Source organism: Rhodopseudomonas sp. AAP120 (assembly GCF_001295845.1).
GTDB lineage: Bacteria > Pseudomonadota > Alphaproteobacteria > Rhizobiales > Xanthobacteraceae > Rhodopseudomonas.
Window position 1 is genome coordinate 11,003 of sequence record NZ_LJIC01000178.1, and the last position, 17,599, is coordinate 28,601.

Here is a 17,599-nt window from a genome sequence, read left to right on the forward strand (position 1 = left end):
GATATCGACTACTTCGGTTTGGTGAAGCGTTCTGTTGTTGCGGAGAGTATGCACGAGAGCACCTTCAGGTTGGACGCTGAGGTCCGCGCGCGAGCCAGATGATCCCGAGTGCGGCAGCGAAGGCGAAAGCCGAGACGTAAAAGAAGTCGTTCAGCGCCAGCATTCGCGCCTGCACGTCGATCTGCTGGTTGATCACCGCCCATGACTGCTGTTCGCCCAGGCCGAGGCCACGCAGCGTGTTGATCGCGGCGCCGGCACGTTCGCCGAGCGCGCCGATCGCGTCGACCAGATGGTTGCGGTGAAAGCGGGCGCGTTCGTCCCAGAAGGTCTGCGCGATCGATGCGGCGAGACTGCCGGCCATCATCCGGATCGCCGTTTGCAGGCCGGAGGCGGACGCGACCTTGTCGGGCGGCAGTCCCGCGAGAGACAGGCTCACCACCGGAGTGAGGAAAAATGCGATGCCTACACCCTGCGCCAGATGGATCAGCGCGACATCCGTAACCGTCACGCCGGTCGTCATGGTCGAACGCCACAGTGCCACCAGCGCCCAGGCCGCGAAGGCGACACTGGCGTAGATGCGCGGGCCGTGCGCCGCGACCCAGCGGCCGAGAAACGGCGCCAGCACGATCCCGCAGACACCCATCGGAGCGGTCGCGACGCCTGCCCAGGTCGAACTGTAGCCGAGGCCGGTCTGCAGCCACAGCGGCACAAGGACGAGTGCCGCGAAGTACAAACCAAAGCCGACCGCCACGCTCAACGTGCCGATCGCGAAGCTGCGGAATTCGAACAATCGCAGATCCACGATCGGGTGGGATTCGCCGAGTTCCCAGACCACCAGCAATACTAACCCGACCACGGAGATGGTCGCCGTGGTACAAATCAGCGGCGAGGAAAACCAATCGAGCGTGCGTCCGCGATCGAACGTGACCTGAAGGCAGCCGACCGCGGCCGCCAGCAGGATAAGGCCCACGACATCGACAGGCATCCGGGCCGTCGGCGTGTCCCTGCCGCGCAGCAGCGCGCCGGCCGAAATCACCACGAATAAGCCGACCGGTGCGTTGATCAGGAAGATCCAGGGCCAGGAGAATTGGTCCGTGATCCAGCCGCCGAGCATTGGGCCTGCGACCGGCCCGGCCATGTTGGTCATCGCCCACATCGCCACAGCGAAGGTGCGCTTCTCGGGTGGGAAGACCGCGACCAGAAGGGCCTGGCTCAGCGGCACGATCGGTCCCGCGACGGCGCCCTGCAGAATGCGGGCGATCAGCAGCGTTTCGAACGTCGGCGCCAGCCCGCACAGGATCGAGGCGAGGGTAAACGCTGCGACGGCGCCGGCGAACAGCCGCGCCTGCCCGAAGCGCCGGCCGAGCCAGCCCGTCAGAGGAATGCAGATCGCGTTGGAGATGGCGAAGAACGTGATCGTCCATTCGCCCTCTTCGGAACTGACGCCGAGATTGCCGGAAATCGTCGGCACCGAAACATTAGCCACGGTGATGTCGACGACCGCCATGAAGGACGCAAGGCCGAAGGTCACGGCGGCCAGCGCGCGGGAAGCCCCCGCGAGCGGCAGGATCGGCTGCTTAGCCGCAGCGGCTGTCATCGGTCCGCTCCGACGTTGTCGGCGATGACTTGCCTGACCACGGCGTCGGCGGTCGCAGCCCGCACGTCTTGGATCGCGGACGCTTCCACCCGCCTGGTGATTTGCGTCGCCGTGGAATCACACGTCGCGGTGTCGACTTCCACCTCGGCCGACATGCCGATCCGCAGCGGGTGATCGATGAGTTCGGAGGGATCGAGGTCGATCCGCACCGGCGCGCGTTGGACGACTTTGATCCAGTTGCCGGTGGCGTTCTGCGCCGGCAACAGCGCAAAGGCAGCGCCGGTGCCGGCTTCGATGCCCCGGACCGTGCCGTGATAAGTCACGGACCGGCCATAGATGTCGGCGGTCACCTTGGCGGGTTGGCCGACGCAGACGCCGTGGAGTTGCACTTCCTTGAAGTTGGCGTCGATCCACAGCCGGTCGAGCGGGACCACGGTCATCAACTTCTCGCCGGGACCTACGCGCCGTCCGAGCTGGATGGAGCGTTGCGCGACCATGCCGGACACCGGCGCGGTGATCCTGGTCCGCTCGACCGCCAGCGCCGCCGCGCGGACGCGCTCGGCCGCGACCTGCACTGGCGGGTTGGATGCCAGCGTGGAGTTGTTGACGAGGGCCAGCGCCTGGGCACGAGCCTGCTGCGCCGAGGCAAGCGCCGCCTGTGCGGCGCTGAGCGCGTCGTTCGCATGCCGCAGGCTCTCACGCGAGACGGCGCCGGTGCTGATCAGCGTCTGCCGGACGCGCAGGTCGCCCTCGGCCTTGTTGAATTCGGCAAGACGCAGACGGACATCTGCATCATAGCGAGCGTCGCTGGCAAACAGGCCGCGGACGCTGCGGACCGCCTGTGCGAGTTCCGCTTTGGCACTGGCGAGTTCGATCCGCGCATCGGTCGAGTCGAGTTCGACCAGGACGTCGGCGGCCGAGACTCGATCGGTGTTGTCGGCGAGGATGCGCGCGACGGTTCCTGATAGCTCCGATGTGATCTGCACCGATTGGCCGCCCACATAGGCGTCGTCGGTGTGGCGCAGCGCGGGATTGGAGAAGTAAGCCCAAACGGCTGCCGAGGCACTGGTCGATGCCAGCAGAACGCCGAACCACGCGAGCCGCTTGCGGCGGGCGGTTCGGGGATCTGGAGGCGTGGTCGAGGTGGTGGGGGTCATGTGATACTTCCGATCCGTGTCCATCGGTTCGCAGGCCGGCATGGACCGGAGGGTCGGCAGTGCGGCGCGGGGGACGGGACACTTCACTTGCGTTTCGATTGCGAATACGAAAATATGAGTGAAAGCTCACAAACGCTACTCGCATTGCGCCATGGCCAGGAAAACCTCGAAGAACCACATCGAGCCGCGTAAAACGCCGGCTCAGGCGCGATCCGCCGAAACCGTCGCGGCGATCCTGGAAGCCGCTGCTCGCATTCTGGAGGACAAGGGATTTCGGGGGTACAATACCAACGATGTCGCCGCGCGCGCCGGCGTGAGCATCGGGTCGCTATATCAGTACTTCCCAAACAAGGACGCGATTACCAAGGCGCTGCTGCGCCGGGAGACCGAGCCGCTCAGCGCCGCGTTCGAACAGGTCGGCGACGCGCCTTCACTGGTCGAAGGCCTGCAACGCTTCGTGAGTGCGGCGGTAGCACATCAGTTGCGGCGGCCTGTGCTGGCTCGGCTGCTGGATTTCGAGGAGGCGAGGCTGCCGTTACAGGCCGAAAACGGCGCCCTCGGAGAGGTCGGCGCGAAGGCACTCGGGCGATTGCTGTCGCGGCATGGGGCGGGTCGGGGTGCAGCCGCGCGGACGGCGAGCCACGACATGTTCGCGATCGTCAAGGGTATGATCGACGCCGCGGGCGAGCGCGGCGAGACCGACGCTCAAGCCCTGGAAGCGCGGGTCACCGCCGCGATGTCCGGCTATCTGCAGCAGATGAACATCATCGATCTGTGATCGGTCGCTCGATTTCGCCGCGAACGCCGAGGCGTGCCGTCACCGCTCCGTAAATGTCGCGCGGAAAGGATGGCCCGGATAGACGCCGACGATGCGGAATTCGCGGGAGAAGAACTTCAGCTCGTCCAGCGCGAACGCGAGGTTGCGATCTTCAGGGTGGCCGTCGACGTCGGCGTAGAACTGCGTGGCGAAGAAATTGCCGTCGACCATGTAGCTTTCCAGCTTGGTCATGTTGACGCTGTTGGTAGCGAAGCCGCCGAGCGCCTTGTACAACGCGGCCGGCAGGTTGCGCACCCGGAACACGAACGTCGTCACCAGCGGTCCCGAGCCTTGCGCGGCCCAGCGCGGCTCACGCGCCAGCACGACGAAGCGGGTGGTGTTGTGCGCCTCGTCCTCGATGTCTTCGGCCAGAATGTCGAGGCCGTAGATCTGCGCCGCCAGCCGCGACGAAATCGCCGCGCAGCTCTTGTCGCCGCGCTCGGCGATGATCCGCGCCGAGCCGGCCGTGTCGCCGGCGACGATCGGCTTCAGCCCGAACTTCCGGATGATGCGGCGGCACTGGCCGAGCGCGTGGACGTGGCTCTCGACCGTCTTGATATCCTCGAGCTTGGCGCCCGGCACCGCGACCAGCTGATGCCGGATCGGCAGAAACCACTCGCCGACGATGAACAGGCCGGACTGCGGCAGCAGATGGTGAATGTCCGCGACACGGCCGGCGACCGAATTCTCGATCGGGATCATGCCGAGATCGGCTTCGCCCGAGCTGATGGCCGAAAGCGCGTCCTCGAAGGTCGCGCAGGGCATCGCCTCGGCGGTCGGATAGGCGTCGCTGATCGCGATGTGAGAATTCGCTCCGGGCTCGCCCTGGAAGGCGATTTTCATGGTCTTGGTCATGGCAGTCCTGGTTTCTGGCCGGCGTTCTAGCAGCCGCAGCATTTTTCGCCAGAGGGATTGGGGGCGGCCGCCGGGCGAGCCGCCAATCGACTCAGGCGCCCAGCACCCGTCGCGCGGTTTCGAGATCGGCCGGGGTGTCGACGCCGCGCGGCACGCTGTCGACGATACCGACGTCGATGCGCATTCCCGCTTCGAGAGCGCGGAGCTGCTCGAGCTTCTCGCGCTGTTCGAGCGGGGAGGGCGGCAGCGACACGAAGCGTTCCAGCGCCGCGCGGCGATAGGCGTAGAGGCCGATGTGATGGTAGCGCGGGCCGTCGCCGTAAGGCGCGGTGGCCCGGGTGAAGTACAGCGCCCGCAAGCGGTTCGGGCTGATCGGCGAGCCGATCACCTTGACGACGTTGGGGTTGGTGGCTTCTTCCTCGGTGTGGATTTCGGCCGCCAGCGTCGCAATGTCGACAGCCGGATCGGCGAGCGGCGCCAGCACGGCGCCGATCTGTTCCGGCCGGATGGTTGGAAAATCGCCCTGCAGATTGATCACCGTTTCGATGCTGCGGCTCGGATCGAGCGTCTGCAGCGCTTCGTGGATGCGGTCCGAGCCCGACGGGTGATCCGGCCGCGTCATCACCACCTCGCCGCCATGCTCCCGGACGGCATCGGCGATCGCCGGGGTGTCGGTCGCCACCGCAACCCGGCCGATAGCCGCCGCCGTTGCGCGGCGCAGCACGTGGACGATCATCGGCGCGCCGGCGATATCGAGCAGCGGCTTGCCGGGCAACCGGGTCGCGGCCATGCGGGCGGGAATCAGGACGAGCGTAGGGGAGGAGGTCATCAGGGGCGCGGGCGCAGGTCCCGCCTCATGGCAAAACCGGCCGGCCAAGGCGGCTACCGGAACGGTACAAGGCTGGTGGAAGGCCGCGGATGACCGGTCTTATACGGGTTGCCAGAGCAGGGGCAAACCGATATCTCATCAAAGAAAAGAACAGTTGCGACTGACAACAAGAAACAATTTCAGACTTGGTCTGGCGGGAGCGCGAGCGAACCATGGATTCTTTCGAACTCAACAAGATTCTCGGCGCGGTCCTGGCGACCTGTCTGGTGTTGCTGCTGTCGAACTTCGCCGCCAAAGCCATCTTCACTCCCGACAAGGTCGAGAAGCAGGGCTACGCCATCGCGGTGAAGGAAGCCGAGCCGGCTGCGGGCAAGGATGCGGCGCCTGCTGCGGCGGCCGAGCCGATCGAGAAGCTGCTGCAGACCGCGTCGGTGGAAAAAGGCATGGGAGCCGCCAAGAAGTGCGCCGCCTGCCACACCTTCGAGAAGGACGGCCCCAACCGCGTCGGCCCGAACCTGTACGGCATCGTCGGCGAGAAGCGCGGCGAGGGCCGCGGCTTCAACTTCTCGGCTGCGATGAAGGCCAAGGGGGGCGAGTGGACCTTCGACGAGCTCAACAAGTTCCTCGCCAACCCCAAGGGCTACATTCCGGGCACGGCGATGGGCTTCGCCGGCATCCCGAACGACAAGGAACGGGCCGACCTGATCGCCTATCTCAACAAGAATTCGGACAAGCCCGAGGCGATCCCGACGGCCGCCAAATAGCGGCGCTCTCCGGGGCTGGCCCGCAGATCAGCTGATGTTGTCGAACGGCCGGGTTTTCCCGGCCGTTTTCGTTTGCGCGATCACGCCGTCCTGATCGGGACGTTTCGCCGCAACGGCTTCGGCCGCGGGGTGCTATCCTTTGGGAAATCCGGCATAATCGGCCGAATCCTCGCCTTATATTGCGGCTTGAGTGCAATCCTTGATGTCCAAATCTTAAGAACCAAGTCCTGAGACCATGTGCTGAGATCAGCCTGGATCAGTCCTCATCGTGCCCGTCCGACGCCAACAGGAACTCCAGACCGTGACTTTGACCCGACGACATCTTCTGCAGGCCGGCGCTGCGGCGGCCGCCACTCCGGTTCTCGGCCTCGGCTCCGGCCTGCTGGCGAGCGTGCCTGTCGCAGCAGAGGGAACGGCGGACCAACTGACCTGGCGGCACGGATTGTCACTGTTCGGCGAGATCAAATATCCGGCCGACTTCAAGCGGTTCGATTACGTCAACCCGAACGCGCCGAAAGGCGGGGTGGCGCGGCAGATCTCGCTCGGCACGTTCGACAATTTCAACCTCACGGTCGCGGGCGTGAAGGGCAACATCGCGCCGGCGGTGGGCTATCTCTACGAGACGCTGATGACCCAGTCGCAGGACGAGGTGGGCACCGAATATGGCCTGCTGGCCGAGTCGGCTGCGCACCCGGACGACTTCTCCTGGGTGGTGTATCGGCTCCGCGCGGAGGCCCGTTGGCACGATGGCAAACCTGTGACAGCCGACGACGTCGTGTACTCGTTCGACACCCTGAAGAAGTTCAGTCCTCGTTACGCTTCTTATTATCGACACGTCGTCAAGGCTGAGAAGACCGGCGAGCGCGACATCCGTTTTACCTTCGACGGCCCGGGCAATCGCGAGCTGCCGACCATCGTCGGCGAGCTTCTGGTGCTGCCGAAGCACTGGTGGGAAGGTACCGACGCCCAGGGCCGCAAGCGCGACGTCTCCGCCACTACGCTGGAACCGCCGCTAGGCTCGGCGCCGTATCGTATTAAGGAGTTCGTCGCTGGCCGCTCGATCGTGCTGGAGCGGGTCAAGGACTACTGGGGCGAGAAGCTGCCGGTGCGGATCGGTCAGAACAATTTCGACGAGCTGCGCTTCGAGTTCTTCCGCGACAACACCGTCGCTCTCGAAGCCTTCAAGGCCGACCAGGCCGACTGGATCATGGAGAACTCCGCCAAGCAGTGGGCCACCGCCTACGACTTCCCCGCCGTCGCCGACAAACGCGTGGTGAAGGAGGAGTTTCCGATCAACGATTCCGGGCGGATGCAGGGCTTCGTGCTCAATCTGCGCCGCGAGATGTTCAAGGATCCCCGGGTGCGGCGCGCCTTCAACTACGCGTTCGATTTCGAGGAGATGAACAAGCAGCTGTTCTACGGCCAGTACAAGCGCATCGCCAGCTACTTCGAGGGCACCGAGCTCGCCTCCAGCGGCCTGCCGCAGGGCGACGAACTCGCGATCCTCGAGACGGTGCGGGACAAGGTGCCGGCCGAGCTGTTCACGCAGCCCTACACCAACCCGGTGGGTGGCAATCCCGAGGCGGTGCGCGGCAATCTGCGCGAGGCGATGCGGCTGGTGAAGGAAGCCGGCTTCGACATCAAGGATCGCAAGCTGGTCGATCCATCCGGCAAGTCGGTGACGGTCGAGATGCTGGTGCAGGATCCGTCGTCGGAGCGGATCTCGCTGTTCTACAAGCCGTCGCTGGAGCGGCTCGGCGTCACCGTATCGATCCGCGTGGCCGACGACGCGCAATACCAGAACCGCATCCGCGCCTTCGACTTCGACATCATCACCGATCTGTGGGGCCAGTCGCTGTCGCCCGGCAACGAGCAGCGCGACTATTGGGGCTCGCAGGCGGCCGATCAGCAAGGCTCGCGCAACACCATCGGCATCAAGAATCCGGCGGTCGACGCACTGATCGACAAGGTGATCTTCGCCAAGGACCGAGCCACGCTGGTGGCGGCGACGCGCGCGCTCGACCGCGTGCTGCTGTGGAATTTCTACGTCGTGCCGCAGTTCACCTACGGCTTCATGCGCTACGCGCGCTGGGATCGCTTCAGCCGCGCCGAACTGCCGAAATACGCGCGCTCCGGCCTGCCGGCGTTGTGGTGGTACGACGCCGAGAAGGCCGCCAAGATCGGCCGGCGCACTTGAGGAGGCGCCCCCGCATGGCGCAGCTGAGCCGCCGCGAAGTTCTCGTCATCGGCGTCGGCGCTTTGGCGGCGACGCAGCTCACTCCCGCCACCGCTGCAGAGGGCGAGAGTGTCGCGCACGGCATGTCGGCGTTCGGCGACCTGAAGTATCCGGCGGACTTCAAGCATTTCGACTACGTCAATCCGAACGCGCCGAAGGGCGGGGTGTTCTCGACTATCCCGTCGGTCCGTGCCTTCAACCAGTCGTTTCAGACCTTCAATTCACTGAACGCCTTCATCCTCAAGGGCGATGGCGCGCAGGGCATGGGCCTGACCTTCGTGTCGTTGATGGCACGGGCCGGCGACGAGCCGGATGCGATGTACGGCCTTGCGGCGTCGAGCGTGGCGATTTCGGCCGACGGGCTGACCTATCGGTTCACGATGCGGCCCGAGGCGCGGTTTCACGACGGCAGCAAACTGACCGCCAAGGATGCGGCGTTCTCGCTCAACATCCTCAAGGCCAAGGGCCACCCGATCATCACTCAGCAGATGCGCGACTTCATCAAGGCGGAGGCGACCGACGACGCCACGCTGGTCGTGAGCTTCGCGCCGAAACGGGGGCGCGACGTGCCTTTGTTCGTCGCCGGGATGCCGATCTTCTCGGAGGCGTACTACGCCAAACACCCGTTTGACGAATCGACGATGGACGTGCCGCTCGGCAGTGGCCCTTACAAGGTCGGGCCGCTGGAGTCCGGCCGCTTCATCTCGTTCGAACGCGTCAAAGGCTGGTGGGGCGAGAAGCTGCCGGTCAACATCGGCGCCAACAATTTCGATACCGTGCGCTACGAGTTCTATCGCGATCGCGACGTCGCATTCGAAGGCTTCTCCGGCAGGTCCTATCTGTATCGCGAGGAGTTCACCTCGCGGATCTGGCATACGCGTTACGATTTCCCGGCGATCCGCGACGGCCGTGTCAAGCGCGAGCAACTGCCCGACGAGACGCCGTCCGGCGCACAGGGTTGGTTCATCAACACGCGGCGCGACAAGTTCAAGGATCCGCGGGTCCGCGAGGCGATCGGCTGCGCGTTCGACTTCGAGTGGACCAACAAGACCATCATGTACGGCACCTACGCCCGTACAGTGTCGCCATTCCAGAACTCCGACATGATGGCGGTCGGCCCGCCGTCGCCCGAAGAGCTGGCGCTGCTCGAGCCGTTCCGCGGCAAGGTGCCGGACGAGGTGTTCGGCGAGGCGTTCGTGCCGCCGGCCTCCGACGGCTCCGGCCAGGACCGCACGCTGCTGCGCCGCGGCGGCCAACTGCTTACCGAGGCCGGCTTCATCATCAAGGATCGCAAACGCCTGACGCCGAGCGGCGAGCCGTTCCACATCGAGTTCCTGCTCGACGAGCCGGCCTTCCAGGCTCACCACATGCCGTTCGTGAAGAACCTCGCCACCCTCGGCATCGAGGCGACGGTGCGGTTGGTCGATCCGGTGCAGGCGCGGGCGCGCCGCGACGACTTCGACTTCGACATGGCGATCGAGCGCTTCAGCTTCTCGACCGTGCCGGGCGATGCGCTACGCAACTTCTTCTCGTCGCAGTCCGCCGCCACCAAGGGCTCGAACAATCTCGCCGGCATCGCCGACCCGGCGATCGATGCGATGATGGATATGGTGATCGCCTCCGATACCCGCGCCAAGCTGGTGATCGCAGCGCGAGTGCTCGACCGTCTGATCCGGGTCGGTCGCTATTGGGTGCCGCAATGGTACTCGTCGACGCACCGGCTGGCCTATTGGGACGTGTTTGACCATCCGCCAAACCTGCCGAAATACACCGGCGTCAATGCCCCCGACCTGTGGTGGGCGAAGAGCAATCCCGCCGCCGAGCGAAGCGACCCGAAGGGCGAGGCGAAGTAGATGGCGTCCTATATCCTCCGCCGTATTCTGCTGATGGTGCCGACGCTGCTCGGCATTCTTTTCGTTTCGTTTGTGGTGGTGCAGTTCGCGCCGGGCGGCCCGGTCGAGCGGGTGATCGCGCAGCTCTCTGGCGCCGACACCGGCGCGGCGTCGCGGGTGTCGGGTTCGTCGGGTGGCGACTTCGGCAGCCGGCCGCAGGCCGGCGCATCGTCCGATGCGGTGAATTCGAAGTATCGCGGCGCGCAGGGGCTCGATCCGGAATTCGTCAAGAGCCTGGAAAAGCAGTTCGGCTTCGACAAGCCGGCGCCCGAGCGCTTCGCCATCATGCTGTGGAATTTCGCGCGGTTCGACTTCGGCAAGAGCTACTTCCGCGACGTCAGCGTGCTGCAGTTGATCAAGGAGAAGCTGCCGGTGTCGATGTCGCTCGGCATCTGGATGACGCTGCTGACCTATCTGATCTCGATCCCGCTCGGCATTCGCAAAGCGGTGAAGGACGGCTCGAAATTCGACACCTGGACGTCGGCGATCATCATCGTCGGCTTCGCGATCCCGGGCTTCCTGTTCGCGATCCTGCTGATCATCCTGTTCGCCGGCGGCTCGTTCTTCTCCTGGTTCCCGCTACGCGGGCTGACGTCGGACGGCTGGAGCCAGTTTCCCTGGTATTGGAAAATCATCGACTATTTCTGGCATCTGGCGCTGCCGCTGACCTCGATGGTGCTCGGCGCCTTCGCCACCATGACACTGCTGACCAAGAACTCGTTCCTCGACGAGATCCGCAAGCAATACGTCATGACGGCGCGCGCCAAGGGCTGCAGCGAAGCCCAGGTGCTGTACGGCCACATCTTCCGCAACGCGATGCTGATCGTGATCGCCGGCTTCCCCGGCGCCTTCATCCACGCGTTCTTCTCCGGCTCGCTGCTGATCGAGACCATCTTCTCGCTGGACGGGCTCGGCCTGCTCGGCTTCGAAAGCGTGCTGAATCGCGACTACCCGGTGGTGTTCGGGACGCTATTCATCTTCTCGCTGGTCGGACTGGTGGTCAATCTGGCCTCGGATCTCACCTATATGTGGATCGATCCGCGGATCGACTTCGAAGCGCGGGAAGTCTGATGACCCTGATCGCACGCGAACCGGTCGAAAGCACCACGCAGGCCCCGATGGGCGAAGCCGTGCCGCCGACGCGGCACAGGCTGGCGATGTCGCCGCTCAATCGCCGCCGCTGGCAGAACTTCAAAGCCAACCGTCGCGGCTACTGGTCGTTCTGGATCTTCCTGGTGCTGTTCGGCGTCTCGCTGTTCGCCGAGTTCATCGCCAACGATCGCCCGCTGCTGATCCGGTTCGACGGTCACTTCTACTTCCCGGCTGTGGTGACCTATTCGGAGACGACGTTCGGCGGCGACTTCGAAACCGCCGCCGACTATCGCGATCCCTTCCTGCAGAAGCTGATCGCCGACAAGGGCGGCACCATCATCTGGGCGCCGATCCGCTATTCTTATGGCACGCACAATCTCGACCTGCCGACGCCGGCGCCCTCGAAGCCGACCTGGCTGCTCACCGAAGCAGAGTGCAAGACCGTGGTCGAGAAGAAGGGCCTGAAGGGCTGCCGCGATCTTGAATACAACTGGCTCGGCACCGACGATCAGGGCCGCGACGTCGTCGCGCGGCTGATCTACGGCTTCCGCATTTCGGTGCTGTTCGGCCTCAGCCTGACCATCGTGTCGTCGATCATCGGCATCGCGGCCGGCGGCGTGCAGGGCTATTTTGGCGGCTGGGTCGATCTCGGCTTCCAGCGTTTCATCGAAGTCTGGACCGCGATCCCGTCGCTGTACCTGCTGCTGATCCTGTCCTCGGTGTTGGTGCCCGGCTTCTTCGTGCTGCTCGGCATCCTGTTGCTGTTCAGTTGGGTGTCGCTGGTCGGGCTGGTGCGCGCCGAATTTTTGCGCGGCCGCAATTTCGAATACATCACCGCGGCGCGAGCGCTGGGCGTTTCCAACGCCAAGATCATGGTGCGGCATCTGTTGCCGAACGCCATGGTGGCGACCATGACGTTCCTGCCGTTCATCGTGTCGTCCTCGGTGATGACGCTGACGGCGCTCGACTTCCTCGGCTTCGGCCTGCCGCCCGGCTCGCCGTCGCTCGGCGAGCTGCTGGCGCAGGGCAAGGCCAACGTTCAGGCGCCCTGGCTCGGCTTCACCGGCTTCTTCGCGGTGGCCATCATGCTGTCGCTGCTGATCTTCATCGGCGAAGCCGTCCGCGACGCCTTCGACCCGCGCAAGACGTTCAGGTGAAGGTGTGGTAGGGTGAGCGAGGAGCAGAGCCATGAATAGGATCGTTAAAGAAAACTATCCTGTGTCGGCATTGCCTGCCGATCTGCGCGAAGGTTTGGCCGGGCCTGTCGTGACCGTGACGATCGAAGAAGGCGAGCAGCCGCCGAAGCAGCGGCCGACGTTGGACGAGATCTTTGCACGTCGCAGACCTCCGTTTCGGAGCAAAGAGGAAATCGACGCAGAGTGGCGGCGGCAGCGAGACGAGTGGGAATGAGCGCTGCTCTCGATCCCTTGCGCGTCTATCTCGACTCGAATGTGTTCATCTACGCCGTCGAGGGACGGACGGAGATCTCCGAAGCGCTTCGTGCTCTGTTCGACCTGTTCCAGCGCCGACGAGGATTCGCCGTGACCAGCGAGCTGACGATTGCGGAAGTCCTGGCAAAGGCGACACCCACTCAACAACGCGACTACATCGATCTCATCGTCGAGAGCGACCTGTTTGATCTGTGTCCGGTAACATGTGGCATTCTGGTCGCGACTGCGAGCTATCGATAGGCATTCGGTATGGTGAAACTTGCAGATGCGACCCATGTCATGACGGCTGTTCACACCTCGTGTGGTACGATGCTTTCGGCAGACCGGCGGTTGAGAACGCCGGAGAAATTACGATTGCTCGATTCGACTCGCGAGAACGTCTCACGACTTATCGACGAGCTCACCTAATGGACGCGCTCAACCAGCCTCTGCTCGCCGTCGACGAGCTCTCGGTCGCGTTTCATCAGCAGAGCGGCACGACCACCGCGGTCGATCGGATCTCGTATCAGATCAAGCGCGGCGAGTGCGTCGCGCTGGTCGGCGAGTCCGGCTCCGGCAAGTCGGTCAGTGCGCTGTCGATCCTCAAGCTGCTGCCGTATCCGACGGCGTCCCATCCCACCGGGCAGATCCGGTTCAAGGGCCGTGAGCTGCTGGGCATGTCGGAGAACGACATTCGCGAGCTGCGCGGCAACGAGATCTCGATCATCTTTCAGGAGCCGATGACCTCGCTCAACCCGCTGCATACGATCGAACAGCAGCTCGGCGAGATACTTCAGTTGCACGGCGGGCCGCGCGGCGCCAAGGGGAGGGCGCGGATCGTCGAGTTGCTGACACAGGTCGGCATTCCCGAGCCGGAGACGCGGCTCGGCAGCTATCCGCACCAGCTGTCCGGCGGTCAGCGCCAGCGCGTGATGATCGCGATGGCGCTCGCCAACGAGCCCGATCTGCTGATCGCCGACGAGCCGACGACCGCGCTCGATGTCACCGTGCAGGCTCAGATCCTGGCGTTGCTCGCCGACATCCGCTCGCGGCTCGGCATGAGCATGCTGTTCATCACCCACGATCTCGGCATTGTGCGGCGGATCGCCGACGTGGTCTGCGTGATGCACAATGGCAAGATCGTCGAGCAGGGGCCGGTCGAGCAGGTGTTCAGCTCGCCGCAGCATGTCTACACCCAGGCTCTGCTGGCAGCCGAGCCGAAGCCGGATCCGGCGCCGCCCCGGCCGGAAGCGCCCGTGGTGATTTCTGCGGATGATCTCAAAGTGTGGTTTCCGATCAAGCGCGGCCTGTTGCGCAGGACGGTGGGGCATATCAAGGCGGTCGACGGCGTGACGCTCGCCGTGCGCAAAGGCGAGACGCTCGGCGTTGTCGGCGAGTCCGGCTCGGGCAAGACCACGCTGGGGCTCGCGCTGCTGCGACTGATCTCGTCCGAAGGTCCGATCGTCTTCCTCAGCAAGAATATCCAAGGCCTGAAGTTCAAAGAGATGCTGCCGCATCGCCGCGACATGCAGATCGTGTTTCAGGATCCGTTCGGTGCGCTCAGCCCGCGCATGTCGGTCGGCGATATCGTTGCCGAGGGACTGCGGGTGCATCAGCCGCAGCTGTCGGAAGACGAACGCGAGGCGCGGGTGATCAAGGCTCTCAAGGATGTCGGGCTCGATCCGGCGACGCGCTTCCGCTACCCGCACGAGTTCTCCGGCGGCCAGCGTCAGCGTATCAGCATCGCCCGCGCCGTGGTGCTGGAGCCGAGCTTTGTCGTGCTGGACGAGCCGACATCCGCGCTCGATATGCTGTTTCAGGCCCAGATGGTCGACCTCTTGCGCGAACTACAGCGCAAGCGCGATCTCACCTACATGTTCATCTCGCACGACCTGCGGGTGGTGGCATCGCTCGCAAGTCATCTGATCGTCATGAAACAGGGCAAGGTCGTCGAGGAAGGACCGGCGGTGGAACTGTTCAAGTCGCCGAAGACCGACTATACGCGGGCGCTGTTCGCCGCCGCATTCCGGCTCGAGACTGCTCCGGGTGGCGCCGCGGCCCAATAGGTGTTCGATGACGGAAGTTGCCGGGACTCATCAACTCGCGGATCGCGAGGCGGACGTGACCGTGTCTGCGCCCGAAATTATCGGTCGTGGCTTCATGACCTATGAGCGCTACGAGGTCTCGCTGCGGCGGGACGGCGAGCCGCCGTTGCTGCAGAAGCGCGACGTGCTACGCGCCAGCCGAGTCGCCGCAGTGGTGCCGATCGATCTGGCGCGCGACCAGGTCGTCCTGATCCGACAATTCAGATTGCCGGCGCATCTCGCGACCGGTCGGGGCGATATGGTCGAGATCGTTGCCGGCCGAATTGAGGACGGTGAGGACGCGGCGGTCGCCGCCCGGCGCGAATGCATCGAAGAGATCGGCGCCGCGCCGGAGCGGCTGATCGAGCTGTACAGCGTGCTGCCGACGCCGGGATTTACCGACGAGCAGATCACGTTCTTCGCCGGCTTTCTCGATTCCAGCGCGGTCCTGGAGCGTGGCGGCGTGGCCGACGAGGATGAGGATACGCAGCCATTCGTCGTGTCGATCGACGAGGCGCTGGCTGCGCTCGGCGACGGCCGCATCGCCAACGCGCTACTCTACAGCGCGCTGCAATGGCTGGCGCTCAACCGCACCCGGCTGCAGGAGCTGTTCAGCCGAGCCGCTTGATCGTCGTCAGCGGGCTGCCACTCGCGGCGATCCGTGTAATGGCTTCGCGCATCGGCTCTATCGCGGTCGCCATGTGATACGCATTGGCGTGCACGATACTGTCGGCATCGCGCGCGATCGCGACGTGCCCCTTCCAGAACAACAGATCGCCGCGCTGGAGCCGCGTCTGCTCCGTCAGCGGCACGATGTGCCCGAGCGCGGCCTCCTGCATGTCGCTGTCGCGCGGCGCCTTGACGCCGCAGGCGGCGAGTGCGGTCTGCACCAGGCCGGAGCAGTCGATGCCGAGACTGCTGCGACCGCCCCACAGATACGGCGTACCGACGAAGCGCTCTGCCACGCTGACGAAATCGGTCTCGACCACGTCGAGCGCGGCGACGTGCTGGCGCGGCACGTGCCAGCCCTCCTGCGTCACCGCGAAGCCGGCGTCCTCGCGCACGACGGCGAGCCGTGCGCCGAGCGGCAGCGTCTCCGCCGGCGGCAGTTTGATCGAGGGGCCCGGGAAGGCGAAGGTGCGCAGTGCGGTGACCTTGTGGGTGGGCTCGGCCGCGGGTCTGTACAGCGCGATGTCCGGCAGCCAGCCGACATAGCCGTCGTCAGCGAGTTGTCCCCATGCCCAGCCTTCATCTGTGCGGTCGTAGATGGTGACGCGTTCGCCCTTCAGCGCCTCGGTTTCCTGCATCGCGCCGGAGAACGGCTCGCGCCGCATCGCTGTCACGCCGTAGCTGAGTTCGAACACCTCGCCCTCGACGAACCTCGCAGCGCTGACCCGGCCTTCGAGATACTTGGCCGCGAGGTCCGGCCGCGCCGGCGTCAGCCGCGGATCGTGCTTGTGATCAGCCATAGCGCTCGCTCAACAGCGCGAAGATCGCGCGCGCGGCCTGGCATTCGCCGCCTTCGGGGCGCGCCGGCTTGGACTTCGGCGTCCAGCCATAGATGTCGACGTGCAGCCAGCTCTTTGCGTTCTCGACGAAGCGCTGCAGGAACAGCGCGCAGGTGATCGAGCCGGCAAAGCCGCCCGACGGCGCGTTGTTGAGATTCGCCACTTTCGAGTCCAGCCAGGAATCGTAGGCGCCCCACAGCGGCATCCGCCACAGCGGATCGTTCTCGGCGCTGGCGCAGCGCGCGACGTCCAGCGCGAGCGTTTCGTCATTTGTGTAGTACGGCGGCAGATCGGGACCGAGCGCGACGCGCGCGGCGCCGGTCAGTGTGCCGAGGTCGATCAGCAGGTCTGGTGCTTCCTCATCCGCGAGCGCCAGCGCGTCCGCGAGCACCAGTCGACCTTCGGCGTCGGTGTTGCCGATCTCGACGGTCGGGCCCTTGCGCGACGGATAGACGTCGAGCGGCCGCATCGCGTTGCCGGCCACGGAATTCTCGACAGCGGGAATCAGCACGCGCAGCCGCACTTTCAACTTCGCATCCATGATCATCGAGGCCAGCGCCAGCACATTGGCGGCGCCTCCCATGTCTTTCTTCATGATGAGCATCGCGCTCGACGGCTTCAGGTCGAGACCGCCGGTGTCGAAACAGACGCCCTTGCCGACCAGCGTCACCTTCGGATGCGCCGGATCGCCCCATGTCATGTCGATCAGCCGCGGCGCGCGTGTCGCCGCCTTGCCAACGGCATGGATCAGCGGGAAGTTCTGCGTCACCAGATCCTCGCCGACAATGCAATTGAACCTCGCATCGAAGCGCTGCGCCAGCATCTGCGCGGCTTCGGCGAGTTCGGCCGGGCCCATGTCGTTCGACGGCGTATTGATCAGGTCGCGTGCCAGCGTCGTGGCCTCGACGGCACGCTCGATCGCCGCAACATCGACGCCATCAGGGGGCACCAGCTTCACCGCCGGCGGCTCGGCCTTGCGATAGCGGCCGAACTTGTAGATGCCGAGCGCGAAGGCGAGCACGGCCAGCCGAACATCGTGCGGCGCGTTGGCGAAGCGATAGGTGCCGGCGGGCAGCAGCCCTGGCAGTTGCCCGGCGCGGAACGGATCGGCGCCCGGTGCGTCCGCTTCATCGAGGCCGAACAGCACGTGATCGATGTCGCCGTCTGCATTCGGCAGGGCGAGGAATTGCCCGGCTTTCGCGCTGTAGCCGTGCCCTTGTGCGAAACGCTGCGCCGCCGCCGGCAGGCTAGCGCGCAACGTCTCCCATCCGGACTTGGTGACGAAGGAAATCGGAATGGCTTGGGGTTCCGGAGCAGTGGCGAAAACAAGGGACATGC

General features: G+C 65.0%; 16 protein-coding genes. 10 read left to right on the forward strand and 6 right to left on the reverse strand.

Going from position 1 to position 17,599, the window contains the following annotated elements:
* Window positions 1–64: 64 nt before the first annotated feature.
* Together IP86_RS24560 and IP86_RS24565 are read right to left on the reverse strand one after the other, a co-directional pair.
* Complete coding sequence (locus IP86_RS24560) at window positions 65–1,597, reverse strand: DHA2 family efflux MFS transporter permease subunit (protein ID WP_054165064.1); 1,533 nt, start codon at window positions 1,595–1,597, stop codon at window positions 65–67.
* Window positions 1,594–2,754: an HlyD family secretion protein gene (locus tag IP86_RS24565; protein ID WP_054165065.1), complete on the reverse strand. Its 1,161-nt coding sequence runs from the start codon at window positions 2,752–2,754 to the stop codon at window positions 1,594–1,596. The genes IP86_RS24560 and IP86_RS24565 overlap by 4 nt, the downstream gene beginning before the upstream one ends.
* Before the next feature lie 151 nt (window positions 2,755–2,905).
* On the opposite strand from IP86_RS24565, the gene IP86_RS24570 reads away from it, so the two are divergent.
* A complete protein-coding gene (locus IP86_RS24570; protein ID WP_054165066.1) occupies window positions 2,906–3,532 on the forward strand; it encodes a TetR/AcrR family transcriptional regulator in 627 nt (208 codons plus the stop codon).
* Between the two features lie 39 nt (window positions 3,533–3,571).
* Here IP86_RS24570 and IP86_RS24575 read toward each other — a convergent pair whose 3' ends face one another.
* Together IP86_RS24575 and IP86_RS24580 are read right to left on the reverse strand one after the other, a co-directional pair.
* A complete protein-coding gene (locus IP86_RS24575) occupies window positions 3,572–4,426 on the reverse strand; it encodes a prephenate dehydratase (RefSeq protein ID WP_054165067.1) in 855 nt (284 codons plus the stop codon).
* Window positions 4,427–4,517: 91 nt separating this feature from the next.
* A complete protein-coding gene (locus IP86_RS24580) occupies window positions 4,518–5,255 on the reverse strand; it encodes a 3-deoxy-manno-octulosonate cytidylyltransferase (RefSeq protein WP_054165068.1) in 738 nt (245 codons plus the stop codon).
* A 212-nt stretch (window positions 5,256–5,467) separates the two neighbouring features.
* Here IP86_RS24580 and IP86_RS24585 point away from each other — a divergent pair, with 212 nt between their 5' ends.
* From IP86_RS24585 to IP86_RS24625, 9 genes are all read left to right on the forward strand, one after another.
* Window positions 5,468–6,019 carry a c-type cytochrome gene (locus IP86_RS24585; protein WP_054165069.1) on the forward strand — a complete coding sequence of 184 codons (552 nt, stop codon included), beginning with the start codon at window positions 5,468–5,470 and terminating at the stop codon, window positions 6,017–6,019.
* Window positions 6,020–6,320: 301 nt separating this feature from the next.
* The gene (locus tag IP86_RS24590) at window positions 6,321–8,216 is read left to right on the forward strand and encodes an extracellular solute-binding protein (protein WP_054165070.1); all 1,896 of its coding nucleotides are present in this window, start codon (window positions 6,321–6,323) and stop codon (window positions 8,214–8,216) included.
* A 14-nt stretch (window positions 8,217–8,230) separates the two neighbouring features.
* Window positions 8,231–10,108, forward strand: coding sequence for an extracellular solute-binding protein (locus IP86_RS24595; protein WP_054165071.1), 1,878 nt, complete (start codon window positions 8,231–8,233; stop codon window positions 10,106–10,108).
* Window positions 10,109–11,218 carry a microcin C ABC transporter permease YejB gene (locus tag IP86_RS24600; RefSeq protein WP_054165072.1) on the forward strand — a complete coding sequence of 370 codons (1,110 nt, stop codon included), beginning with the start codon at window positions 10,109–10,111 and terminating at the stop codon, window positions 11,216–11,218.
* Window positions 11,218–12,396, forward strand: coding sequence for an ABC transporter permease (locus IP86_RS24605; protein ID WP_054165073.1), 1,179 nt, complete (start codon window positions 11,218–11,220; stop codon window positions 12,394–12,396). Before IP86_RS24600 ends, IP86_RS24605 begins: the two co-directional genes overlap by 1 nt.
* Window positions 12,397–12,427: 31 nt before the next feature.
* On the forward strand, window positions 12,428–12,649 hold the full coding sequence (locus tag IP86_RS24610) for a hypothetical protein (protein ID WP_054165074.1): 222 nt from the start codon (window positions 12,428–12,430) through the stop codon (window positions 12,647–12,649).
* Window positions 12,646–12,930: a type II toxin-antitoxin system VapC family toxin gene (locus IP86_RS24615; protein ID WP_054165075.1), complete on the forward strand. Its 285-nt coding sequence runs from the start codon at window positions 12,646–12,648 to the stop codon at window positions 12,928–12,930. Before IP86_RS24610 ends, IP86_RS24615 begins: the two co-directional genes overlap by 4 nt.
* 167 nt (window positions 12,931–13,097) lie before the next feature.
* On the forward strand, window positions 13,098–14,735 hold the full coding sequence (locus IP86_RS24620) for an ABC transporter ATP-binding protein (protein WP_054165076.1): 1,638 nt from the start codon (window positions 13,098–13,100) through the stop codon (window positions 14,733–14,735).
* 7 nt (window positions 14,736–14,742) lie between these two features.
* On the forward strand, window positions 14,743–15,381 hold the full coding sequence (locus tag IP86_RS24625; RefSeq protein ID WP_054165077.1) for an NUDIX domain-containing protein: 639 nt from the start codon (window positions 14,743–14,745) through the stop codon (window positions 15,379–15,381).
* On the opposite strand, the gene IP86_RS24630 is transcribed toward IP86_RS24625, so the two are convergent.
* Together IP86_RS24630 and IP86_RS24635 are read right to left on the reverse strand one after the other, a co-directional pair.
* Window positions 15,365–16,222: a C40 family peptidase gene (locus IP86_RS24630; RefSeq protein ID WP_054165078.1), complete on the reverse strand. Its 858-nt coding sequence runs from the start codon at window positions 16,220–16,222 to the stop codon at window positions 15,365–15,367. The two genes, IP86_RS24625 and IP86_RS24630, sit on opposite strands and share 17 nt — an antisense overlap.
* Complete coding sequence (locus tag IP86_RS24635; RefSeq protein ID WP_054165079.1) at window positions 16,215–17,597, reverse strand: leucyl aminopeptidase family protein; 1,383 nt, start codon at window positions 17,595–17,597, stop codon at window positions 16,215–16,217. Before IP86_RS24635 ends, IP86_RS24630 begins: the two co-directional genes overlap by 8 nt.
* Between the last annotated feature and the right edge of the window lie 2 nt (window positions 17,598–17,599).

What these genes read in the sequence shown, in the direction of transcription:
- IP86_RS24620 (WP_054165076.1), top strand. Translation starts at nt 13,098, where the DNA reads ATGGACGCGCTCAACCAGCCTCTGCTCGCCGTCGACGAGCTCTCGGTC.
- IP86_RS24630 (WP_054165078.1), bottom strand. Translation starts at nt 16,222, where the DNA reads ATGGCTGATCACAAGCACGATCCGCGGCTGACGCCGGCGCGGCCGGAC.
- IP86_RS24610 (WP_054165074.1), top strand. Translation starts at nt 12,428, where the DNA reads ATGAATAGGATCGTTAAAGAAAACTATCCTGTGTCGGCATTGCCTGCC.
- IP86_RS24635 (WP_054165079.1), bottom strand. Translation starts at nt 17,597, where the DNA reads ATGTCCCTTGTTTTCGCCACTGCTCCGGAACCCCAAGCCATTCCGATT.
- IP86_RS24595 (WP_054165071.1), top strand. Translation starts at nt 8,231, where the DNA reads ATGGCGCAGCTGAGCCGCCGCGAAGTTCTCGTCATCGGCGTCGGCGCT.
- IP86_RS24580 (WP_054165068.1), bottom strand. Translation starts at nt 5,255, where the DNA reads ATGACCTCCTCCCCTACGCTCGTCCTGATTCCCGCCCGCATGGCCGCG.
- IP86_RS24615 (WP_054165075.1), top strand. Translation starts at nt 12,646, where the DNA reads ATGAGCGCTGCTCTCGATCCCTTGCGCGTCTATCTCGACTCGAATGTG.
- IP86_RS24605 (WP_054165073.1), top strand. Translation starts at nt 11,218, where the DNA reads ATGACCCTGATCGCACGCGAACCGGTCGAAAGCACCACGCAGGCCCCG.
- IP86_RS24600 (WP_054165072.1), top strand. Translation starts at nt 10,109, where the DNA reads ATGGCGTCCTATATCCTCCGCCGTATTCTGCTGATGGTGCCGACGCTG.
- IP86_RS24625 (WP_054165077.1), top strand. Translation starts at nt 14,743, where the DNA reads ATGACGGAAGTTGCCGGGACTCATCAACTCGCGGATCGCGAGGCGGAC.
- IP86_RS24565 (WP_054165065.1), bottom strand. Translation starts at nt 2,754, where the DNA reads ATGACCCCCACCACCTCGACCACGCCTCCAGATCCCCGAACCGCCCGC.
- IP86_RS24560 (WP_054165064.1), bottom strand. Translation starts at nt 1,597, where the DNA reads ATGACAGCCGCTGCGGCTAAGCAGCCGATCCTGCCGCTCGCGGGGGCT.
- IP86_RS24570 (WP_054165066.1), top strand. Translation starts at nt 2,906, where the DNA reads ATGGCCAGGAAAACCTCGAAGAACCACATCGAGCCGCGTAAAACGCCG.
- IP86_RS24575 (WP_054165067.1), bottom strand. Translation starts at nt 4,426, where the DNA reads ATGACCAAGACCATGAAAATCGCCTTCCAGGGCGAGCCCGGAGCGAAT.
- IP86_RS24585 (WP_054165069.1), top strand. Translation starts at nt 5,468, where the DNA reads ATGGATTCTTTCGAACTCAACAAGATTCTCGGCGCGGTCCTGGCGACC.